A 20,133-nucleotide genomic window follows, 5' to 3' on the forward strand; every position below is an offset into this window, starting at 1 on the left:
TCGGCTAGCTTGTGCTGGTGGAATCCATCGAGCTGGACGAGCTTGACCGCGGGCTGCTGCACGCGCTGCAGGTGGACGGGAGGGTCTCGTTCAGCCGCGTCGGCGAGGTGCTCGGGGTGTCGGACCAGCGGGTGGCGCGCCGTTACCGGCGGCTGCGCTCCACCGGCATGCTGCGCGTGGTCGGCGTCGTGGACGGGCGCCGCCTCGGCTACGAGTCGTGGGCGATCAGGCTGCGCTGCACGCCGGACGCGGCGGTGCCGATCGCCGAGGCGCTCGGGCGGCGCTCCGACACGTTCTGGGTGCACCTGCTGTCCGGCGGCACCGAGATCTCCGCCGGCACGCTGCAGCGCACGGCGAGCGAACGCGAGTCGCTGCTGCTCAGCAAGCTCGCCCGGACCAACCGGGTGCTCTCGGTGACGGCGCACAGGACCCTCCACACGTTCGTGGGCGGCCGCGTCGGCTGGCAGGGGCTGGCCGCGCTCTCGCCCGAGCAGGTCGCCCTGCTGGCGGAGAGCCGCGTCCACCGCAGGCGGGGCGAGGGCGAGCAGATCACGCTCGGCCCCGGCGACCAGGCCCTGCTGGGTGAGCTGTCCCGCGATGGCCGCACCGGCTACGCCGAGCTGGCGGCGGCCACCGGCTGGTCGGAGTCGACCGTCAGGCGGCGGATGGAGCAGCTCTGCTCGGCCGGCGCGCTCTTCTTCGACCTCGACGTGCTGCCCGCGCTGATGGGTTACCGGGTCGAGGCGCAGCTGTGGATGTCGGTGCCGCCCGCCGAGCTCGACGCGACCGGCAGGGCGCTGGCCGGACACCACGAGGTGGCGTTCGCGGGCGCCACGACCGGGCCCGCCAACCTGACGGCCAGCATCGTCTGCCGCGACGACGAGGCGCTCTACCGCTACCTGACCGACAGCCTGGGCGCGCTGCCCGCGATCCGGCACATCGAGACCGCGCCCATCATCAGGACCGTCAAGCGGGCGGGGGCCGTACTACCCCACTGACGGTGGGGCAGGCACTACCGCCTGTTCGGCGGAGCGCAGGCTGGGAGCAGATCGCCGGTGTTCGTAGCGTTCTGTGACATGAGAACGCCCATGAGGAACCGGCTGCTCGCCCTGGCCTGCGCCGGGCTCGTCCTGGCCACCGCGACCGCCCCCGCGGCGCTGGCCGCCACCGCCACCGCCACCGCACCCGCGCCCGTCAGCCAGGCCGTGACGATCGACGACAGGGGCTCGATCGTCTCCGCCGAGCTGCTGGCGCGCATGTCGGCCGAGCAGGTCGCGGCCTACCTCACCGGCGCCAGGTTCCCCGTGCCGGCCCGGCCGCAGGGCGCCGACCTGTACGCCGTCGTCTACCGTACGATCAGCGCGGCCGGGACGCCCACCACCGCGAGCGGCGTCGTCGCGCTGCCGGCCAGGTCGAGGAAGGGGCTGTGGACGGTCAGCTACGCCCACGGCACCCTGGCGACCAGGGCCGACGCCGGATCGGTCGCCGACGGCGACGGGCGGGCGGCGCCGCTGATGTTCGCCGCCGCGGGCTTCGCCGGGGTGGCGCCCGACTACCTGGGGCTGGGGACGGGGCCCGGCTTCCACCCGTACATGGACGCGGCGACCGAGGCCTCCGCCTCCGCCGACCTGCTGCGGGCCGCGGGGGAGCTGGCCAGGCGGCAGGGACGCTCGCTGAGCGGGGACGTGCTGGTCACCGGGTTCTCCCAGGGCGGGCACGCGGCGATGGCGCTGGGCAAGTCGTTGCGCGGGGACGCCGCGTACCGGCTGCGGGGGGTCGCGCCGATCTCCGGGCCGTACCACGTGCGCGAGGCCGAGCTGCCGGCGCTGCTCGAGGACCGGCTCGATCCGCACAGCGCGACCTTCTACCTGGCGTACTGGACGGTCTCGATGAACCGGCTGCACCACTTCTACGACTCGCCGTCGGAGGTGTTCCGCGACCCGGCGGTGGAGAAGCTGTTCGACGGGGACCACAGCTTCGACCAGATCGCGGCCGGGCTGCCCGGCTCGCCGCGCGACCTCGTCACCGCCGCCTACCTGGAGCGGGTCGCGAAGCCGTCGGGGGCGCTCCTGCGGGCGCTGAAGGTCAACGACACCACCTGCGCGGGCTGGCGTGCCGGGGTGCCGGTGCGGCTGTTCGCCGGGCGCGGCGACAAGGACGTGGCCTACGCCAACTCCCGGTACTGCCTGCGCGACCTGCGGGCCGCCCGGGTCAAGGCGTCGCTGACGGACGTGGGCGACGTCGATCACATGACGACCGCCTACCGGTCGCTGCCCGAGGTGCTCGACTGGTTCACCACGCTGCGCCGCGCGTGAGGCTCCACCGCGCTGCGTCACGCGTGAGGCTCCACCGCGCTGCGCCGTGCGTGAGGGTTGACCGGGCTGCGCCGCGCGGGATGGCTCACCATGCCGCGCCGCGCGTGATAATCGTGACGTGCCGCTGCCAACCAGGCGATTATTCCTCCGGCTCGGCGGCGTGGCCGCGGCCGGCACGGTGGGGGCGCTGGCGCCGGCGCGGGCGGCGTACACGCCCGACGAGACGTTCGTCCTGCTGCGCCGCCGCTGGCGGGAGGTGACGGCGGGGCCGGGGCACGACTCGGAGCGTTACCGGGCGCGGCTGGCCGCGCTGGGCCGGGCGGCCGCGCGCTACCGCGCCACGATGGCCCCCGGGCCCTCCTCGCTCTGGCCCGACCAGGCGTTCCCGTCGTTCGTGGCCACGCCGAGGCGGCTGCGGGTCATGGCGCAGGCGTACGCGCTGGGCCTCGGCGACGCGGGCCTCGGCGAGGCCGTCGCCGCCGGGGTGGAGCACTACCGGCGGCACGTGTACGCGGCGGGCGGCGATGCGCCGGGCAACTGGTGGCACTGGCAGATCGGCGTGCCGAAGGCGCTGCTGGACGCGTCCGTGCTGGCCGGGACGTGGAGCCCGGCACTGGCCGAGGCCGTCGACCACTACGTGCCCGAGCGCCGCCTGCACCGCTACTCCGGCAACAGCACCGCCGCCAACCGGGTGGACCTGTGCCTGGTGACGCTGCTGCGCGCCATGCTCGACGACGACCACGGCAAGGCGGGGCTGGCCGTCTCGGCGCTGTCGCCGGTGTTCGCGACGGTCTCGGAAGGTGATGGTTTCTACCGGGACGGGTCGTTCATCCAGCACTCGTTCGTGCCCTACCAGGGCGCGTACGGGGTGACGCTGCTGTCGGGGCTGGCCACGCTCCACGCGGTGCTGCGCGGCTCGCCCTGGGAGCTCGCCGACCAGCGGATCTTCGACACGGTCGAGCGCACGTACGCGCCGTTCGTGCGTGACGGGGCCTGCATGGACCTCGTACGCGGGCGCGGCGTCGGCAGGCGGCCGTTCGGCGACCACGAGCGCGGGCGCGAGATCGCCGCCGCGGTCCTGCTGCTGGGGGAGAGCGCCCCGGCCGGGACCCGGGCGCGCTGGCAGGCCATGGTCAAGGGCTGGGCGGCGCGCGGCACGTACCAGCCCATGCTGGAGCACGCCGCCGAGCCCGCCTTCCACGCCCGCCTGGCGACGGTCATGGAGGACGGCGCGGTGCCGGCGGCGGCCGAGCCGGTCGGGCACCGGCTGCTGCCGATGAGCGCCAGGGCCGTGCACCGGCGGCCCGGCTGGTGCGCGGCGCTCAGCATGGCCTCCCACCGCGTCGGTCACTACGAGCACGGCAACGGCGAGAACCTGCGCGGCTGGCACACCGGCTCCGGGATGCTCTACTGGTGGGCCGACGGGCACGGCGACCAGTACTCCGACTCCTTCTGGCCGACCGTGGACCCGTACCGGCTGCCGGGCACCACCGTGTCCACCCGGCGGCTGCCCGACGGGGCGGGCGCGGGGTGGGGTGACACGCGCACGCCGTGGCGGTGGGTCGGCGGGGCGAGCGACGGCACGTACGCGGCCGTGGGGCAGCACCTCTCCGGGCTGGAGAGCACGATGGAGGCGTTCAAGTCGTGGTTCTTCCTCGACGACGCGATCGTCTGCCTGGGGGCCGGGATCACCGGCGCGGACGGCGTGGCCGTCGAGACCGTCGTGGACAACCGCAGGACCTCAGCGCCGCTCGCGGTGGGGCGGGGATGGGCGCACCTGGAGGGTCACGGGGGTTACGTGCTGCCCGGCCAGGCCCTGCGTACGCTGCGGGAGCGCCGGGACGGCGGCGGGACGGGCCGCGACTACGTGACGCTCTGGCTGGACCACGGCGTCGATCCGCGCTCCGCCACCTACGCCTACCTGCTGCTGCCGGGCGCCGGCAGGGAGGCCACCCAGGCCCGCGCCCTGGTCCTGCCGGGCGGGAGCGGATCCCGGGCCGCGGGGGCGGTGCACGTGCTGGCCAACACGGCCCGCCTCCAGGCCGTGCACGTGCCCGCGCTCGGGCTGACGGCCGCCTGCTTCTGGAACGCCGGGACGGCGGGCGACCTCACCGCCTCCGCCCCGTGCGCGGTCCTGGTGCGCGAGCACCCCGGCGGCACCGCGACCGTGACCGTCGCCGACCCCCGGTGCGACCTGGACGAGCTGACCCTGACGTGGGCCAGGCCGGTGGCGGAGCTGCTGGACGGCGACGCCTCCCTGATCGGGGGCGGGCTCAGGTTCGGGCGGCTGGCCGGCCGGGAGGGCGCTTCGGTGACGGTCACCGTGCGGCCCGGCTGAGACGCCGCTCACCGTGCGGCCCGGCAGAGGCGCCGCTGGCAGCGGCGGCGTCAGGGCGGCGCGGGTGCCCCGGCATGCTGTGGCGGGTCAGGTCAGCGCCGCCTGCGCGGCCACCAGCTCGGCGTACTTGCCGCGCGACGCGATCAGCTCGTCGTGGGTGCCGCGCTGCACGACCCGGCCGCCGTCGATCACCAGGATCAGGTCCGCGTCCCTGACCGTGCTCAGCCGGTGCGCGATCACGATCCTGGTCTGCGCGAGCGTGCCGAGGTTGGCCTCGATGACGGCCTCGGTGGCGCTGTCCAGGTTGCTGGTGGCCTCGTCGAGCAGCAGGATCTTCGGGCGTGACAGCACGGCGCGGGCCAGGGCCAGCCGCTGCCGCTGCCCGCCCGACAGGCCGCCGCCGTCGGTCAGCATGGTCTCGTACCCCATGGGCATGGCGGCGATCTCGTCGTGCAGCGCCGCCAGCCGGGCCGCCGCGACCACCCGGTCCATGGCGGCGCCGGGGTCGTTCAGCGCGATGTTCTCCCTGATCGAGCCGCTGAACAGCGACGGGTCCTGGATGACCACGCCGAACTGGCGGCGCAGCGTACGCAGGTTCAGCTCGGCGGCGGGGACGCCGTCGTACCGGATCTCGCCCTCGACGGGGCTGTGCAGCGCGAGCAGCAGCCTGGCCAGCGTGCTCTTGCCGGACCCTGACGCGCCCACCAGCGCCACCTTCTGCCCGGGCCGGATGGCGACGGAGACGTCCCGCACCGTCCAGGGGCCGCGGGGGTCGTGGCGGAAGCTCACGTCGCGCAGCTCGACAGCGCCGCGCAGCCGCAGCACCTCGATGCCGTCGCTCGGCTCAGGCTCCGAGGCCAGAATGTCCGACAGGCGGTCGAAGTGCGCTCCGGCCTGCTGCAGGCTCTGCAGGCCCGTCAACAGCGAGCCGAGCGGGGTGAGCGCGCCGAGCGCGACCGCGTTCAGCGCGATCAGCGTGCCGAGCGTGAGCTGCCCGTCCAGCACCCGCCAGGCGCCCAGCCACAGCAGGCCCAGCGGCGCCGTCACGCGGATCGCCGACAGCGCCGCCTCCAGCAGCCCCCTGGTGAGCCCGGCCCGCACGTCGGCGTCGAGCTGCCGGGCGAAGTGTCCCGCCCACTGGTCCACGGCCCGCCGCTCGGCCCCCGACGCCTTCAGCGTCTCGATCCCGGTGATCGTCTGGATCAGGCTGTTCTGCGACGCCGACAGCGCGGCCAGCTCCTGATGGGTGAGCGTGGCGATCCGGCTCGTGGTGGCCAGCAGCAGCACCGTCTGCAGTACGGCCACGCCGCTCAGCGCCAGCCCGAAGACCGGGTCCCAGAAGTAGACCAGCACCAGGTAGCCCACGGCCAGCGGCCCGTCCAGCAGCGCCGCGACGACCTGCCCGGTCAGGATGTCGCCCAGCGTGGACACGCCCGCCGCCCGCGTCACCAGATCGCCCTTGGCCCGCCGGGTGAAGTACCCGTACGGCAGCGCCACCAGATGCCCCACCACGCTCTCGGTGAGCTCCTGGTCGGCCCTGGCCCGCACCGCGACCAGCAGCGCCGCCCGCAGGTACCCGATCACGAACTGCGCCGCCCCCGCCAGCACGATCGCCGGCCCGAGCAGCGACAGCACCTCCGCCGCCCGCGCCGGGACGATCGTGTCGACCAGCAGTTCGGAGAAGAACGGCAGCGCCAGCCCGAGCAGTTGCAGCAGCAGCGAGGCGGCCACGATCTGCGCCAGCAGCCCTCGGCGCCGCCTGAACAGCGTGCGCGCGAACTCCCGCCGCCACGCCCCCGCCATCGACGACGAGCCGCGCCGGAACCCCTCGCCCGGCTGGAAGACCAGCAGCACGCCGGTGAACCCGGCCCCGAACTCCTCGGGGGTCAGCCTGCGCCGCCCCTGCCCGGGGTCCACGACGTCCACCCGGTCGGGCGACCAGCGCTCGACCACCACGAAGTGGCTGAACTCCCAGTGCGCCACGGCCGGCAGCGGCACCCGCGCCAGGTCCTCCGGCGCCAGCGAGAAGGCCCGCGCCTGGAGCCCGTGCTCGCGGGCGCCGTCCACGATCGCCTTCGCGCTCAGCCCGTCCCTGCCGATCTGGAGCCGGTCGGAGACCTGGTGCAGAGTGGTGCGGTGCCCGTGGTGTCCCAGCACCATGGTCAGGCACGCCGCGCCGCACTCGGTCTCGGTGTTCTGCAGCACGACGGGGACACGGCGCATCAGCAGGCGCATCAGCAGGCGCATCACCCCACGGCTCCCAGGGCCAGCGCGGTCACGCCGATCCCGGCCGTCACGACGATCGCCACCGCGATCCACAGGACGAGGAACGACGGCCCGCTGACGACCAGCGGCATCCGCACGGGGGCACGCCCCCGCGCCCGCTCGCGCAGCGCCTCCTCCCGGTAGCTCAGCCTCATGCCAGGAAACCTAGGGACGGGCGCTTGGAAGTCACTTGGGACCCACAGCAACGACCTGAAGCAGGCCCGCGACCGCCGCTTCGGCCGCGGCCCAGCCGATCGGCCGATCAGGTTCGGGCAGCGCCACCGGACGCCGGCGGCCCCTACAGAACCTTGCGCAGCACGTCCGCGAACTCTCCCGGGTGCGCCATGAACCCGCCGTGGTCCCCGGGGAACTCCACCGGCGTCGTGCCGATCCGCTCGGCCAGCGCCACCGAGGTCCGGTACGTCACGATCTGCCCCGACTCCGCCCCGACCCCCACGACGACCCGCCCGTTCCGCAACGCGGCGACGTCGGGCACGTAACGGGTGGTGCCGCGCAGCTCGTGCGCGAAGAACCGGGAGCCGTCGGCGACGACCTGCTCCGACGGGGGCGGCCCGGCGTCCGCGCCCTCCTCGAACCCCGCGTTCCCCATGAACTTGGCGAAGGCCGCCCACAGGCCGTCGCGGTGGAAGGTCTCGATCATGTCGTCCACCGCGGCGCGCTGCTCGGCGGCGTCCGGCAGCAGCTCGACGCAGGGCGGCTCGTGCGCCACGAGCGTACGCACCCGCCCGGGGTGCCGCGCGACCAGCGCCAGCCCCGTCACCGCGCCGCCGCTGCTGCCGAAGACGTCGGCCGACTCGGCCCCGAGGTCGTCGAGGATGGCCGCGAGGTCGTCGGCCCGCAGCTCCGGCGTGGAGTCCTCCGCCGGGTCGTCCAGCACGCTGCCGGACATGCCGCGAGGATCGTGCGTGACGACCGTGTGATCGGCCGCCAGCGCCTCGGCCAGCGGCGCGAACTCCGCCGCCGCCATCGGCGCGCCGGTCACCACCAGCAGCGGTCCCGAGCCGCGTACCTCGTAACGCAGCCGCACGCCCGGGCGCCGCAGGATGTGGGTGGCGGTCGTCGTCATGGCGGCCTTCCTTCCTCCGATTACGTCTGTCAGAGGTTGGACCGCCCCCGCCGCGAGAACTCATCGCTCAGGACGCCGCCATGGCGGGCAGCGGCCGCCACCCCGCCGGGCCCGCTCAGGACGCCGCCATGGCGGGCAGCGGCCGCCACACCGCCGGGGCCTCGCGGATCACGAGCGCACAGTCCAGCACCGCGCTCCCGCCCGGGAAAGCGCCACCTGGTGTGGCGCGGCACGATCTGCTCCGGGCACACGGCGCTGAGGAACCGCCCGACACAGCTCGCCGGCCGCTCTTCGACCAGCGAGTAGAGGATGCGGTTGCCGTCACGGCGCTCGGTGACGAGCCCGGCCCCCTTGAGCACGCCGAGGTGCCGCACTCACCCCTCCAGTCCGAGCACCACCCACGACTGGCCCTGAGCCAGCCCCGCCAGCTCCCTGCCGCACTCCTGGAGCACCTGCGGCCCGGAGAGAATGTGCGCGGTGCCCGCCTGGGCGTCCCTGAACAGCCGCTGGATCAGCCCGTCGCGCAGCGACGTGGTGCCACCGGACGCGTAGACGAACCCGGCCACCCCGGCGATCGTCGAGGTGATGTGGTTGAGCGCGAGCCGCACCATCGTCTCCTGCCGCACGCCGAGCCGCCCGCCCCCGTCCAGCGTGCGCTCCACGTCGTCCCAGGTCTCCCGGATCAGCGCCGAGGCCGCGCGGAACCTCGCCTCGGCGCGGGCGAAGTCGGCGTGGAAGGCGTCGCTGCCGGCGAGCTGGCCGGGCCGCCCGCTCCGCGCGCCCGCGTACCGGGCCAGCTCGTCCAGCAGCCGCCGTCCGATGCCGAGCGCCCACCCCGAGTGGCAGATCAGCGCCTGATCGAGCAGCCCGAGCCGGAAGATCGCGCCGCCGCGCAGCGGCTCGGTCGTGCTGAAGTCGTGGGACTGCGACTGCGGCACGAAGGCCCCGTCGATGGTGTAGTCGATGCTGCCCGTGGCACGCAGGCCCAGGACGTCCCAGTTGCCGAGCATCTTGACGTCCTCCATCGGGCTGATGAAGATCCGGACCTCGCCGGTGCCCTCGACGGCGGCGGCGCTGTGGGCGTACTGCGCGTGGTACATGCCCGAGGCGAAGCTCCACTGCCCGGTGAGGCGGAACCCGCCGTTCTCGGGGACGGCGACGCCCGGCCGGGTGCCCTGGCCCGCGATCAGCGGCATCCGCGGCCCCTTGAAGACCCGTTCCACCGCGTCGTCGCCCAGGTAGGCGCCGGCCGTGCCGTTCTCCAGGGTGGTGGCCATGACGACCCAGCCCGTCGAGGGGTCGGCGTACGTCAGCTCCTCGAAGACGTCGAGCAGCTCTCCGGGGGACAGCTCGGCGCCCCCGAGCGGCACCGGCACCCAGATGCCGAAGAGGCCCGCCTCGTGCAGCGCGTCCACGACGGGGGTGGTCAGCCTCCCCGCGGCCTCGGCCTGGTCCGCCTCGCTCTCGATCAACGTGCGCAGGTCGCGGGCCCGCTCCAGCAGGGTCGAGCCGGCTCTGTGCAGTCGCGGCGTGTCGCTCATGTCCAGGTGCTCCTGTTCGTGATCGTCGGCGCTCTCTCTCCGTCAGATCACGTCACGGGCGCGATGTCCAGTGCCGTGGGCGGCAGGTGTCACGCGGACGGCCGTGGGGCATGAGGCAGGCGAGAGATCTCGGGGGGTCAGATGGGAGGGGAGCCGGGGGACGGCGCGTTCGAGGGGTATCTGGGGCGGCTGGGAGCCGAGGACCTGCAGCGGCTGCAGGAGAGCCTCGCGCAGATCCGCGACCTGCACGACCGGATGAAGCGCCTGCTGGAGGCCGTCCTGGCGATCAGCTCCGAGCTGGAGCTGAACGCGGTGCTGCGCACCATCGTGGAGGTCTCGGCCGACCTGGTGGAGGCCCGGTACGGCGCTCTCGGCGTGCTGAACGAGGAGGGCGAGTTCGCCGACCTGTTCACGTGCGGGGTCTCGGAGGAGGTGTACGCCGCCATCGGCCGCATGCCGACCACCCACGGCCTGCTGGGGGAGCTGGTGGCCCACCCCCGGCCGATGCGCGTGGACGACGTGCGGACCCATCCGCAGTTCCGCGAGTACCCCGCCGGCCACCCGGTGATGCGGTCCCTGCTGGGCATGCCGCTCCTGGTGCGCGGCACCGTCTACGGCAACATGTACTTCGCGGACAAGCGCTCGGGAGGGCCGTTCACCGGCGACGACGAGCGGATCATCGCGGCCCTGGCGAGCGCGGCCAGCGTCGCCATCGAGAACGCCCGCCTGTACGAACGCCTCCGCCGCAGCACCGAGGACTTCCAGCGCAGCCTGCTCCCCGACCTGCCCGACCTGCCCGATGTGGGCGGCTTGCAAGCCTGCGCCCGCTACCGTCCCTCCAGCTCCCTGCCCCGGATCGGCGGCGACTGGTACGACGCGATCGTCCTGCCCGACGGCGTCCCCTGCCTCATGGTCGGCGACGTGATGGGACACGACCTGAAGGCGGCCACCATCATGAGCCGGATCAGCAACATGCTGCGGGTGCTCGCCTACGAGCAGTGCGAGCCGCCCTCGCACATCCTTCGGCGGCTGGACGAGGTGCTGCACGACCTGCACGGCGGTCCGATGGCCACGGTGCTGCTGGCCCGCCTGGAGCAGCACTCCGGCTCCGCCTGGCGGTTGTGCTGGAGCAGCGCCGGCCACCCGCCCCCGCTTCTCGTCCCCGCCGACGGCCCCGCCCGCTACCTGCCGGCCGACAGCGGCCACCCCCTGGGCGTCACCCCGGCTCTTCCCCGCCCCGACCACGCCCAGCTGATCCCCGCCGGATCGACCCTGCTCATGTATACCGACGGGCTCGTCGAGAGCCCCGCGCACAGCCTCGACGAAGGTCTGGACGACCTGGCCCGCCATGCCTCCGGCCTGCGCCGGCTCCCGCTGGAGGAGATGTGCGACCAGCTCCTGTCCCGCCGCCGGGGCGACCGCTTCACCGACGACGTCGCCCTGCTCGCCCTGCGCCTCGCCGGGCCGGGCGGAGCGGCCCCGGAGCCTGAGACCAAGCACGTCACCGGGGCCGCCGCCATGCCGCCGGCAACGAACGTACAGCAGCATCAGCGCTGACTCTCCGTGGCCGACCGAGTGCGCATGGCACCTTGCGGGCCCGGGCCGTCCTGCCCTATGCCGATCCCGCGCCCTCCCCTTGGCGCAGGGAGCTCTTCCGACCGGGAAGAGCTCGGGGACAAGGTGCCCGGGAACCAGGGGGGAGCACAGGTTTGGATCTCCGGCTCCCGCGCCTCTGCCAACGGTTCCATGCGTGCCCTTGCCCCGGTCATGGCCCTTCACCACTGCGGATCCGGTGAACCTGGAAGGGAGATCCGGAAACAGACGCCGGAGAGGAACTCCCATGATCACCATGCAGCCCGTCATCGCCGTGGTGATGGCAGCCGCCTTCGCCACCACCGCCACGTCCGCAGCCGCAGCCCCGGTCCCGGAGCCCGCGCGGGAGTACGAATGCGGCAACATCGGGCTGGGCGTGACGGCGACCAGCACCGACGACCAGAACACCGCCTGCAACACCGCGATGGGCGTCGGTTCGGCGTACATCCGGCAGGCGGCGACCTCCGACGGCGAGGTGCCGACCGTGGTCAAGGTTGGCGGATCCACCTGGAACTGCCAGGACGTCCAGGAATTCGGCGACGTCAATCCGCACGGGCAGTGCGTCAAGGCGGACGAGGTGACCGAGACCGTCAAGCTGTTCTCCTGAACGGTGTGGGCTCCGATCCCACGTTCACAAGCCGAGCCGATCGGTGTGACGTCGTCGGCGGTTCTGAGACCTGTGTCACACCAGGGCCGCCGGGACGTCACACTTCGCTGCCGTGGTCCCCTCTCATGAGGCATGACCACGACAGAACAGGACATCCGGGTGCTGCGCACCCCGGAGTCGCGCTTCGCGAACCTGCCGGACTACCCGTTCGAGCCGCACTACGTGGCCGTCGACGGCGGCCGGCTGCGGATGCACCACCTGGACGAGCGGCCGGAACACCCCTCGGGAGAGACCGTCCTGCTGCTGCACGGCAACCCGTCGTGGAGCTACCTGTACCGGCACGTCATCCCGCCGCTCGTCCAGGCCGGGCACCGGTGCGTGGCCGTCGACCTGATCGGGTTCGGCAGGTCCGACAAGCTCGCCGACCGCCACCTCTATACCTATGACCGGCATCTGGGGTGGCTGCGAGAGGCCGTGCTGGACCGGCTGGACCTGCGCGAGGTGACCATGGTCTGCCACGACTGGGGAGGCGCGCTGGGCCTGCCCCTGCTGGCCGCCCATCCGGAACGGTTCCGCCGCGTGGTGGCCACCAACACCGGGCTGAGCACCGGCGACGAGGATCTCGGGCCGGGCTGGCCGATGATGGCCGCCTGGCTGCAGTCCAGCCAGCGCACCCACCCGTTCCTGCCGTCGGCGATCGTGCAGGAGATGACCGCCACCGAGCTGGGGCCGGAGGTGCTGGCCGCCTACGACGCGCCCTATCCGGACGAGCCGTACGTGACGGGCGTCCGGCAGTTCCCGCTGCTCATCCCGATCTCGCCGCAGGACGCGTACACGCCGGCGCTGCGGGCGGCCTGGGACGTGCTGGAGACGCTGGAGCTGCCGTTCCTGTGCGCGTTCAGCGACCAGGACCACGTCACCCGCGGTGACCACACCGCGCTCAGCGGGCGCATCCCTGGCGCCCGCCGCCTGGCCCACCCCACCATCACCGGCGCGGGCCACTTCCTCCAGGAGGACGCGGGACCGGCGCTCGCGGCCATCGTCGAGCAGTTCATCCGGTCGACGAGCCCGTCCGCCCACCCGGCGGACGAGCATGCCGGCCGGCCCCGGCCCGCGAGCCCATCCGCCCGCCCGGCGGACGAGCACGCCGGCCGGCTCCGGCCCGCGACGCCGGCCTGACCCCGGGCCCCGCGGAAAGGACCACGGCCGCCCCGCGCGCGGCCAGGCTTCGCCCACACCACCGTCCTGAACGGCGGCCTCGACCCGATGGCCCCGTCATCGAACTGCTGCGCCCAACCGGCGCGGCCACCACACGAAAGCGAACAACCCATGATCGTCGTAACCGGGGCGACCGGCCCCCTCGGGCGTCTCCTCATTGCACGACTGCTCGCCGAAGGCGCCCGCGTCCGCGCCGTGAGCCGTTCGACGCAACCATCCGGCCTGCCGGACGGGGTGGAACTCGTCACGGGCGACCCGTCCCTGCCCGGCACGATGCCCGCCTGCTTCGACGGCGCCGAAGCCCTCTTCCTGCATCCGCGCACCTTCGGCGACTCCGCCGGCGAGCTGCTGTCGGTCGCCGCCGAGCAGGGGGTCCGCAAGGTGGTGGCGCTGTCGGCGATCAACATCGACGACCCGTACGAGCTGCAACCCTCCCGCTGGCGCGGCGACCGCAACAAGGAGGCGGAGAAGGCGGCCATGGCCAGCGGCCTGACCTGGACCAGCCTGCGCGCGGGCAGCTTCGCCGGCAACTCCGCGCTGGCGTGGGGCGCCCAGATCCGCGCCGGCGACGTCGTCCGCTACGTGCACGCCCGCTTCCGCGAGCCCGTGCTGGACGAGCGGGACCTGGCCGAGGTGGCGGCCCGCGCGCTGCTCACCGACGAGCTGGCCGGCCGGAAGCTGCAGCTCACGGGCCCGCAGTCGCTGTCGCACGAGGAGATGGTGGCCGTGATCGCCGCCGCGCTCGGCCGGCCGCTGCGCTTCGAGGAACTCCCGCCGCAGGCCGTCGCCGCGCACCTCGTCGAGAACGGCCTGCCCGAGCCCTGGGCACGCGCCCTGATGGCTCGTTACGCGCACTACCTCGAGCACGACCAGCCTCCCGTGACCGGCGAGGTGGACAAGATCCTCGGCCGCCCGGCACGGACCTACGCCGACTGGGTGGCCGACCACCTGGCCGCGTTCGGGGCCGAGTGAGCCGCCCGACGCCCATCGCGCACGTGGTCACCGCGCTGGTCAGGCCACCCTGGCCCTCGGTCCCGCCCGCGTCCTGGACCTGAGGCGCTGAACGCGAGATGGACGACCTCCCCGCGGCCGACTCCGCCAAGGCGTTCGCCGACCACCGCGAGTTGTTCCCGATCGTCTACAACATGCTCGGCACCGTCAGCGACACCGAGGACGCGCTGCGGGAGACCCGGCTGTCGTGGGCGGGCCGCGACCTGGGCACGGCCGGCAACCTGCGCGCCCACCTGGTGCGCGTCGCGGTCAACCAGGCGCTGGCCCGCCAGAGCAAGGAGGCATACCGCGGCCCCTGTCTGCCCGAGGTTGATCACCGGGCCGGCCGCGAGCGAGCCCGCCGTGCGCGCGGAGTCCGTCTCGATCGCCGTGCTGGTCGTGCTGGAGACGCTCACGCCGCTGGAGCGGGCGGTCTTCGTCCTGCACGAGGTCTTCGCCTACCAGCACCCGGAGATCGCCGCCATGCTGGAGCGCGGCCCGGCCGCGATCCGGCAGCTCGCGCACCGGGCGCGCGAGCACGTCCGGGCCGGGCACCCGCGCGCCCGTATCGACCGGCGCACCCAGCAGGCGACCCCTCGGTGGTGATCTTCGCGCGGGACGGCGCCGTTCGCGGTGATGGTGCTCGATCTCGACGCCGCGGACGAGCGGGTACGGGACGTGTACGTGGTCGGCAACCCCGACAAGCCGGCCACACTCTCCCAGCAAGATCCCGGGTGAGGGGACGACGGCGCCGAAGGTGCCCCCCGCAGCGGCAGGGGGCCGCAGGTCAGGTGGACACGGGTTCGCGGCGCTGCGCGACCGTGGAGGCGATGGCGGCGAGCAACCAGATCACCGGCCCGGACAGCCCACCCGCCGGATCGACGTGACCGGGCCCGACCATCAGAGCCAGGAACGCCGCGTCGACGACGCCGAGTGTGACCAGGTTGAGCCAGTGGCCGCGGCGGCTGTTGAGACGGTTCATCGTGAGAGCGATCACGATGGCCTGGACTCCGAAGACGGCGGCACACACGAAGAACATCAGGCTCTCGGCGGCGGCCTCGTCCGCGGGCGGCCCGCTCGACATGCCCGCCGTGACCATGGCCGCTCCCAGCCCCAGGTGCAGCAGCCCCCACAGGGAGTACAGCGCCGTGGCGACGGCCGGCCATCTTCCGTATGCGATAAGATACTTCACGTCGTAAAAAGTACACGATGGAAAGTGATAGACATGGCCGATGTCGCAGAGCCGGACGCGACCCTCCGTGAGGACGTGGCAGAGACGTTGAACGCGATCCGAGAGCTGCACGCCACACACGGCGCCCTGCTGGAGTCGGTAGCCGGCCGATACGGCCTCAACCACAACGACCTGCGTTGCCTGGAGATCCTGCATCGCGAGGGCGAGCAACCCGCGCAGCGCCTGGCGATGCTGAGCAACCTCAGCCCGGCCGCCATCACCAAAGTCGTCGACCGGCTGGTGGGCGCGGGGTACGCCGTGCGGCGACAGAGCACCACCGATCGCCGGTCCCAGGTCATCCGCCTCTCGGACGGCCACGCGGAGCTCCGCGCAGCCACCTGGGAGCGGGTCCACGCGGACGCCGTCGCCGTGCTGGACGACGTCCCCTCTGCTGAGCTGCGTGACTTCGTCGGCTTGCTCGGCCGGTTGGCCGAGGTGAATCGCGTGCACGCGCGGCGGCTGTCAGCCGCCCCGGAAACCACCGGCTGACCGGGCACCTGGTGGAGCAGTGTGCCCGGCAGGCGAGGACGCAAAGGGCCATCGGTCATCGGCTCGCGTCGTAGACGATCTCGACGCGCCGGTTGAGCGCCCGGTTCTTGGCGCTGGGCCGGTTGTCGACCAGGTTGGGCACCCGGGGCCTGGTTTCGCCGTACCCGGCGGCCTCCAGCGTCACGGACCGCCCGGAGAGCAACTCGGCGAGGACGCCGCGCACGGCTTCGGCGCGACGCTGGGACAGGCGGCGATTGTAGGCCTCCGAGCCCTGGTCGTCGGTATGCCCGGCGATCTCGATGGCGCCGTCGGGCGCATCGGCCCTGATGCCTTCCGCGATCCTCGCCAGGCGAGCCCTGGCTGCCCCGGTCACCTCCCACTTGTCGAAGGCGAAGAGCACGTCGCTGGTCAAGGTGACGGTGACGGTCCTGTCGTCGCGGGTCTCGCTCTCGGAGGCGTCCAGGGACTCCACGGTGAGCCGGACGTTCTCGACGGGGTGCCGGATGTCCTCCACGGGAAAGACGTCATCGGCCCGAGCGGCGGCGGAGGCAGGGGTATACGTGCCGAACAGCAGCATCGACGCTGTCCCGAGGGTCAGAGCCAGCCGCCGGCGCGCCGCTGAGGTCACCGCCCGGGCCTCGGCGACTAGGGCCGCCGGAGCGGCCGCCACCGGCTCAGGTGATCGGGACATCGCTCATGATCCCGAAGTTGGGGACCTCGACGTGAACCTTGGTGACGTCCGGGGGCGGCGCGGCGAACGTCGCGTAGAAGGGCAGGCTCTCGCCCTCCTCGATGACCACGCTGCCGCTGGTCGTGGAGCACAGGCAGGTGAAGCGGCCGGTACGGCCGGGCCGGTACCGCTTGGCGTTGCCGGCGTCCACCAGGGACAGCCCGCCGACCGTGTAGTCGGTCGCCCCTTCGCCCAGGTCGTTGCCGACGCGCCACGAGGGCCCGCCCTCGTTGGTGATGGTGAAGTTCAGCGTGGTCATCCTCCCCTCCCGCTGGAGCTGGGTGATGGCCACGGTCATGTCACGTCCACCGAGGTCGAATCGCTGGGACGCGATCGGGGCAGGAGCCGAGGGCGATGCAGCCGGCGTGGTGGTGGCCGTTGCGGGTGACGGGGACGGGCTCGGCTCGGCCGCGGAATCGCCCGTGGGGTTCGCCACCCGAGCGCCGTCCTGACGCTCCCCGCCGCCGCTGGGCCCGCCTGTCATACCGCAGGCCGTCAGGGCCATCACGAGAGCCGGAACCCCGGCCAGAGCTGCGACGTGCCTTGTCATCGGGAAACTCCTCATCGCCTTTCACCTCGTGCGCGCCTGGAGGAAGACATCGTCCCGGCCCGCCATGACGCCGGCCATGGGGTTATCCCTACATCTCGCCCGACCGGACGGCGGCCTTTACCTCCTTTTGCGGTGACGGTTGATGTCATGGGTGCCGATCGGCGCGACCGTCTCGAAGGAGGGTTCGTGGGGTTCAGGACGAGGTACGGCATCGTGGCGCTCGCCGTGGTCGCCGGCGTCGGGTACGTCGCCGGCACCGGCTGGCTGGACGACCCGCATGCCGCGCCGCTCTGGGACCTGGCCGGGGCGACCGGACCCTTGTGGGCGGCATCGGTCTACATCGTCATGGGACTGATCGTCTGGTCGCAGCGGCCCGTGAGCGCGCTGGGGCGGCGGACGGTCGCGATCGGGTTCGCCTGGTTCACGCCCGGATTACGCTACCTCGACCACCCTGTCCTGGCGGGGATCGGCGAGCTGGCACCAGGGATCCTGTTCGTGATCTTCGCCTACGTGGTCTTCGCCTCGTGGCCCGGCTTCCCCTTCACGGTGGCGGGGCTGCTCATCAGCCTCCTCGGCCGGCTGGCCGGCGAGGTGACCGAGATGGAGATCTTCCTGCCCTTGCCCGGCCTCGGGCTGCTCCTGGCGGCGCTGGTGGCCTGGCCGATCGAGGTTCTGGCCCGGGTGATATGCGCCGGCAACACGCGGGTACGCGGGCTGCTCGCGGAGAACGAGCACCTGCACGGCGAGGTCAAGGACGCCAGGGGCAAGGTGGTCGAGGCCATGGACGCCGGGCGCCGCAGCCTCGAGCGCGACCTGCACGACGGCGCGCAACAGCGCCTGGTGAACGTCGGCATGTCACTCAGCCTCGCCCGCACGCGCCTGGCCGGACCGCCGGAAGCCGGGGCGGCGCTGAACCGGGCGATGCTGGAGCTGGACGCGGCCCTCGACGAGCTGCGCGAGCTGGCCCGCGGCGTCTACCCGGCGATCCTGGCGGGTGCCGGCCTCGGGCCCGCGCTGAGATCGCTGGCCGAACGCGCAGCCCTGCCCGTCGTCCTGGCGGAGCTGCCCGCGCGCCGGCTGCACCCCCGCGTCGAGGAGACGGCCTATTTCCTCGTCTCCGAGGCCATCGCCAATGCCGCCAAACACGCCCGGGCCTCACAGGTCGTCGTCCGGCTCCGTGACGAGGGCGACCGGCTGTCCCTGAGCGTGAGCGACGACGGTGCCGGCAACGCGGACCCGTCGGGCAGCGGCCTGCGTGGGCTCGCCGACCGGGCCGCGGCGATCGGCGGTCACGTGCACGTGCACAGCCCCGCCGGTGCGGGCACCCGTGTGGTGGCGAGCCTGCCCGTCACTGACCGGCCGTGACGCCGGTGCCCCGTACCGCTGCGCGAGGCCCTGCGCCTGCCACGACCCCGCCGCTCCGCCGCACAGCCGGAGCATGCCCGCGGACGGCTCCAGCGCCGGGACACAGGGTTAACCCTCTGGTTAACGCCCCGCACGCCCGCAAGCATGATCTCGCCGGACCGCGCCGGCGGTCGTGGGCAAGCATCTGGCCCCGGTCCGGTGTGCCATGCGTGACCGCCTGTTGCCGTTCCACATCTGGAGGTTCCATGAGGGTGAAGACCGTTCTGACCGCAGTCGCCGCGTTCGCCTCCCTGAGCGTGCTCGCTCCGGCCGCGGTCGCCGATGCCGTCCCGCCGGACCCCGCCCCTGGCGGGCCGCAGCGGGCGTACGAGCCCGACGTCGAGGCCACGGACAACATCGACTCGCTGTCGGTGACGGCGACCCGCGGGGCGGGCCGGAGCGTGACGATCGCCTTCGACCGGCGGAGCCGGGCCGAGACGGGCGACGTCCCGGCCGGGCCGCGGCGGTTCGTGTTCCTGTTCGACCGCTCGGTGAGCTTCAACCCCGAGGCGTTCCCCACCTGTGCCCGGGCCGTGATCGAGCGGCAGGGGGTGCAGGCGTGCCCGGCCGGGTCGCGGATCGGCGGCGGCCGTGGCGAGTTCCCCAGCGGGGAGCCGCAGGAGGTGCACGCCTTCAACACGCGGATCGGGCGGTCACCCGGAGTGCTGGTGGTGATGCCCGCTTCAGGCGTGATCCTTGAGCAGACGCTGGAACGGGTCTCATCCCCGTACCGGAAGGGCTACCGATGGGCGCTGGACGAGATCGTGCCGCCCACGTCCGTCCCGCCGCAGGAGCGTGTGGGCACCACCCGTTTCCAGCTCTCCTTCGGTGCCACCCGCCGGCACCACGGCCGCACCATCGGCTTCGCCGAGACCACCGCGAGAACGGGCGACGAACTCCGCTTCGGCCTGTGGACCGAGTTCGTCACGGGACAGGTACTCCTGCCCACCGCCAGGACGCAGCTCCCCTGACCGATCCCCGGCCCGGCCTGACCGTCTCGCGGGTCGAAGAAGGGATCAGCGCTGCAGGTACGCGAGGACCGCGAGGACCCTGCGGTTGTCGTCCTCCGTGAGCGCCAGGTGGAGCCGGTCGAAGATGTTGCGCACATGCGCCTCGACCGTCTTGACGGTGACACTCATGGCCTTGGCGATGGCCGCGTTCGTACGGCCCTCGGCCATCAGGCCGAGCACCTGGCGCTCACGGTCGGTCAGCTCGTCGAGCGGATTTCGCGTACGCCGGCGCCGCAGCAGCCGGTCGACCACCGCCGGATCGAGGACCAGGCCGCCCGCACCGACGTGCCGAACGCCACGCTCCAGGTCGTCCAACCGGTTGACCCGATCCTTGAGCAGATACCCCGCGCCCCCTCCGCCGCCGGACCCGGCCTCTTCGAAGAGCTGACCGGCGTAGTGCGTCTCGACGTACTGCGACAGGATGAGCACGCCAAGGCCGGGATAGGCGTCGCGCAGCTCCCGCGCCACGCTGAGGCCCTCGGCCGTGTACGTGGGCGGCATGCGGACGTCGACCACGACCACGTCGGGCGGGTCCTGACGCACGAGGCTGGCCAGCCACCCGGCGTCACCGGCCTGACCCGTGACCTGAAACCCGCGTTCGGTGAGGAGCCGCGCCAGCCCTTCGCGAAACAGCAGAGAGTCGTCGGCGACCATCACCCGCATCGGCTGCCGGCCTTTCGTGAGCTGTTCGATCACGATCAACCCTATGGCCGGCCAGGCGCCGCGCGCGGATCGAGCCGGGGCGGCGTGCGTAACGCAGTTCCT

At 73.1% G+C, this 20,133-nt stretch carries 20 protein-coding genes; 11 read left to right on the top strand and 9 right to left on the bottom strand.

Translation table 11 applies throughout. The annotated features are described in order from the left end of the window. Window positions 1–17 precede the first annotated feature (17 nt). The 3 genes from AB0I79_RS32225 (at window position 18) to AB0I79_RS32235 (ending at window position 4,653) form a co-directional block, all read left to right on the top strand. Window positions 18–998, top strand: coding sequence for an Lrp/AsnC family transcriptional regulator (locus AB0I79_RS32225; protein ID WP_357880917.1), 981 nt, complete (start codon window positions 18–20; stop codon window positions 996–998). Window positions 999–1,076: 78 nt separating this feature from the next. Beyond that, window positions 1,077–2,315, top strand: coding sequence for a hypothetical protein (locus AB0I79_RS32230; RefSeq protein WP_357880920.1), 1,239 nt, complete (start codon window positions 1,077–1,079; stop codon window positions 2,313–2,315). Window positions 2,316–2,433: 118 nt separating this feature from the next. Further along, window positions 2,434–4,653: a polysaccharide lyase 8 family protein gene (locus tag AB0I79_RS32235; RefSeq protein WP_357880922.1), complete on the top strand. Its 2,220-nt coding sequence runs from the start codon at window positions 2,434–2,436 to the stop codon at window positions 4,651–4,653. Window positions 4,654–4,740: 87 nt separating this feature from the next. Here the strand turns inward: AB0I79_RS32235 and AB0I79_RS32240 are convergent, their stop codons facing one another. From AB0I79_RS32240 to AB0I79_RS32260, 5 genes are all read right to left on the bottom strand, one after another. Then, window positions 4,741–6,900, bottom strand: coding sequence for a peptidase domain-containing ABC transporter (locus AB0I79_RS32240; RefSeq protein WP_357881160.1), 2,160 nt, complete (start codon window positions 6,898–6,900; stop codon window positions 4,741–4,743). Then, entirely contained in the window at window positions 6,900–7,073 is a 174-nt protein-coding gene (locus AB0I79_RS32245) for a hypothetical protein (protein WP_357880925.1), read from the bottom strand. The genes AB0I79_RS32240 and AB0I79_RS32245 overlap by 1 nt, the downstream gene beginning before the upstream one ends. Window positions 7,074–7,216: 143 nt before the next feature. Next, window positions 7,217–8,005: an alpha/beta hydrolase gene (locus tag AB0I79_RS32250; protein ID WP_357880928.1), complete on the bottom strand. Its 789-nt coding sequence runs from the start codon at window positions 8,003–8,005 to the stop codon at window positions 7,217–7,219. Between the two features lie 29 nt (window positions 8,006–8,034). Further along, window positions 8,035–8,379 carry a hypothetical protein gene (locus AB0I79_RS32255; RefSeq protein ID WP_357880931.1) on the bottom strand — a complete coding sequence of 115 codons (345 nt, stop codon included), beginning with the start codon at window positions 8,377–8,379 and terminating at the stop codon, window positions 8,035–8,037. Next, complete coding sequence (locus AB0I79_RS32260; protein WP_357880934.1) at window positions 8,380–9,546, bottom strand: acyl-CoA dehydrogenase family protein; 1,167 nt, start codon at window positions 9,544–9,546, stop codon at window positions 8,380–8,382. Between the two features lie 141 nt (window positions 9,547–9,687). Between AB0I79_RS32260 and AB0I79_RS32265 the strand changes: the two genes are divergently transcribed. The 5 genes from AB0I79_RS32265 (at window position 9,688) to AB0I79_RS32285 (ending at window position 14,560) form a co-directional block, all read left to right on the top strand. Next, a complete protein-coding gene (locus AB0I79_RS32265; protein WP_357880937.1) occupies window positions 9,688–11,103 on the top strand; it encodes a GAF domain-containing SpoIIE family protein phosphatase in 1,416 nt (471 codons plus the stop codon). A 283-nt stretch (window positions 11,104–11,386) separates the two neighbouring features. Beyond that, window positions 11,387–11,746: a hypothetical protein gene (locus AB0I79_RS32270; protein ID WP_357880941.1), complete on the top strand. Its 360-nt coding sequence runs from the start codon at window positions 11,387–11,389 to the stop codon at window positions 11,744–11,746. Window positions 11,747–11,878: 132 nt separating this feature from the next. Then, the gene (locus tag AB0I79_RS32275; protein WP_357880944.1) at window positions 11,879–12,925 is read left to right on the top strand and encodes a haloalkane dehalogenase; all 1,047 of its coding nucleotides are present in this window, start codon (window positions 11,879–11,881) and stop codon (window positions 12,923–12,925) included. 150 nt (window positions 12,926–13,075) lie between these two features. Beyond that, window positions 13,076–13,936 (top strand): NAD(P)H-binding protein, encoded by an 861-nt coding sequence (locus AB0I79_RS32280; RefSeq protein WP_357880946.1) that lies wholly within the window; start codon window positions 13,076–13,078, stop codon window positions 13,934–13,936. Window positions 13,937–14,317: 381 nt separating this feature from the next. After that, window positions 14,318–14,560: a sigma factor-like helix-turn-helix DNA-binding protein gene (locus tag AB0I79_RS32285; protein WP_357880949.1), complete on the top strand. Its 243-nt coding sequence runs from the start codon at window positions 14,318–14,320 to the stop codon at window positions 14,558–14,560. A 181-nt stretch (window positions 14,561–14,741) separates the two neighbouring features. Here the strand turns inward: AB0I79_RS32285 and AB0I79_RS32290 are convergent, their stop codons facing one another. Further along, a complete protein-coding gene (locus AB0I79_RS32290; protein ID WP_357880952.1) occupies window positions 14,742–15,146 on the bottom strand; it encodes a hypothetical protein in 405 nt (134 codons plus the stop codon). A 33-nt stretch (window positions 15,147–15,179) separates the two neighbouring features. On the opposite strand from AB0I79_RS32290, the gene AB0I79_RS32295 reads away from it, so the two are divergent. Beyond that, a complete protein-coding gene (locus AB0I79_RS32295; protein WP_357880955.1) occupies window positions 15,180–15,674 on the top strand; it encodes a MarR family transcriptional regulator in 495 nt (164 codons plus the stop codon). A gap of 55 nt (window positions 15,675–15,729) precedes the next feature. Here AB0I79_RS32295 and AB0I79_RS32300 read toward each other — a convergent pair whose 3' ends face one another. Together AB0I79_RS32300 and AB0I79_RS32305 are read right to left on the bottom strand one after the other, a co-directional pair. Beyond that, the gene (locus tag AB0I79_RS32300) at window positions 15,730–16,365 is read right to left on the bottom strand and encodes an OmpA family protein (RefSeq protein WP_357880958.1); all 636 of its coding nucleotides are present in this window, start codon (window positions 16,363–16,365) and stop codon (window positions 15,730–15,732) included. Beyond that, window positions 16,349–16,702: a hypothetical protein gene (locus AB0I79_RS32305; RefSeq protein WP_357880961.1), complete on the bottom strand. Its 354-nt coding sequence runs from the start codon at window positions 16,700–16,702 to the stop codon at window positions 16,349–16,351. The genes AB0I79_RS32300 and AB0I79_RS32305 overlap by 17 nt, the downstream gene beginning before the upstream one ends. 438 nt (window positions 16,703–17,140) lie before the next feature. On the opposite strand from AB0I79_RS32305, the gene AB0I79_RS32310 reads away from it, so the two are divergent. Then, window positions 17,141–18,319 (top strand): histidine kinase, encoded by a 1,179-nt coding sequence (locus AB0I79_RS32310; protein ID WP_357880964.1) that lies wholly within the window; start codon window positions 17,141–17,143, stop codon window positions 18,317–18,319. Between the two features lie 245 nt (window positions 18,320–18,564). Next, entirely contained in the window at window positions 18,565–19,329 is a 765-nt protein-coding gene (locus AB0I79_RS32315; protein ID WP_357880966.1) for a hypothetical protein, read from the top strand. 45 nt (window positions 19,330–19,374) lie between these two features. Here the strand turns inward: AB0I79_RS32315 and AB0I79_RS32320 are convergent, their stop codons facing one another. Beyond that, window positions 19,375–20,064 (bottom strand): response regulator transcription factor, encoded by a 690-nt coding sequence (locus AB0I79_RS32320; RefSeq protein WP_357880969.1) that lies wholly within the window; start codon window positions 20,062–20,064, stop codon window positions 19,375–19,377. Between the last annotated feature and the right edge of the window lie 69 nt (window positions 20,065–20,133).

Origin of the sequence: Nonomuraea sp. NPDC050202, from assembly GCF_040656115.1 — a bacterium.
Classification (GTDB): domain Bacteria; phylum Actinomycetota; class Actinomycetes; order Streptosporangiales; family Streptosporangiaceae; genus Nonomuraea.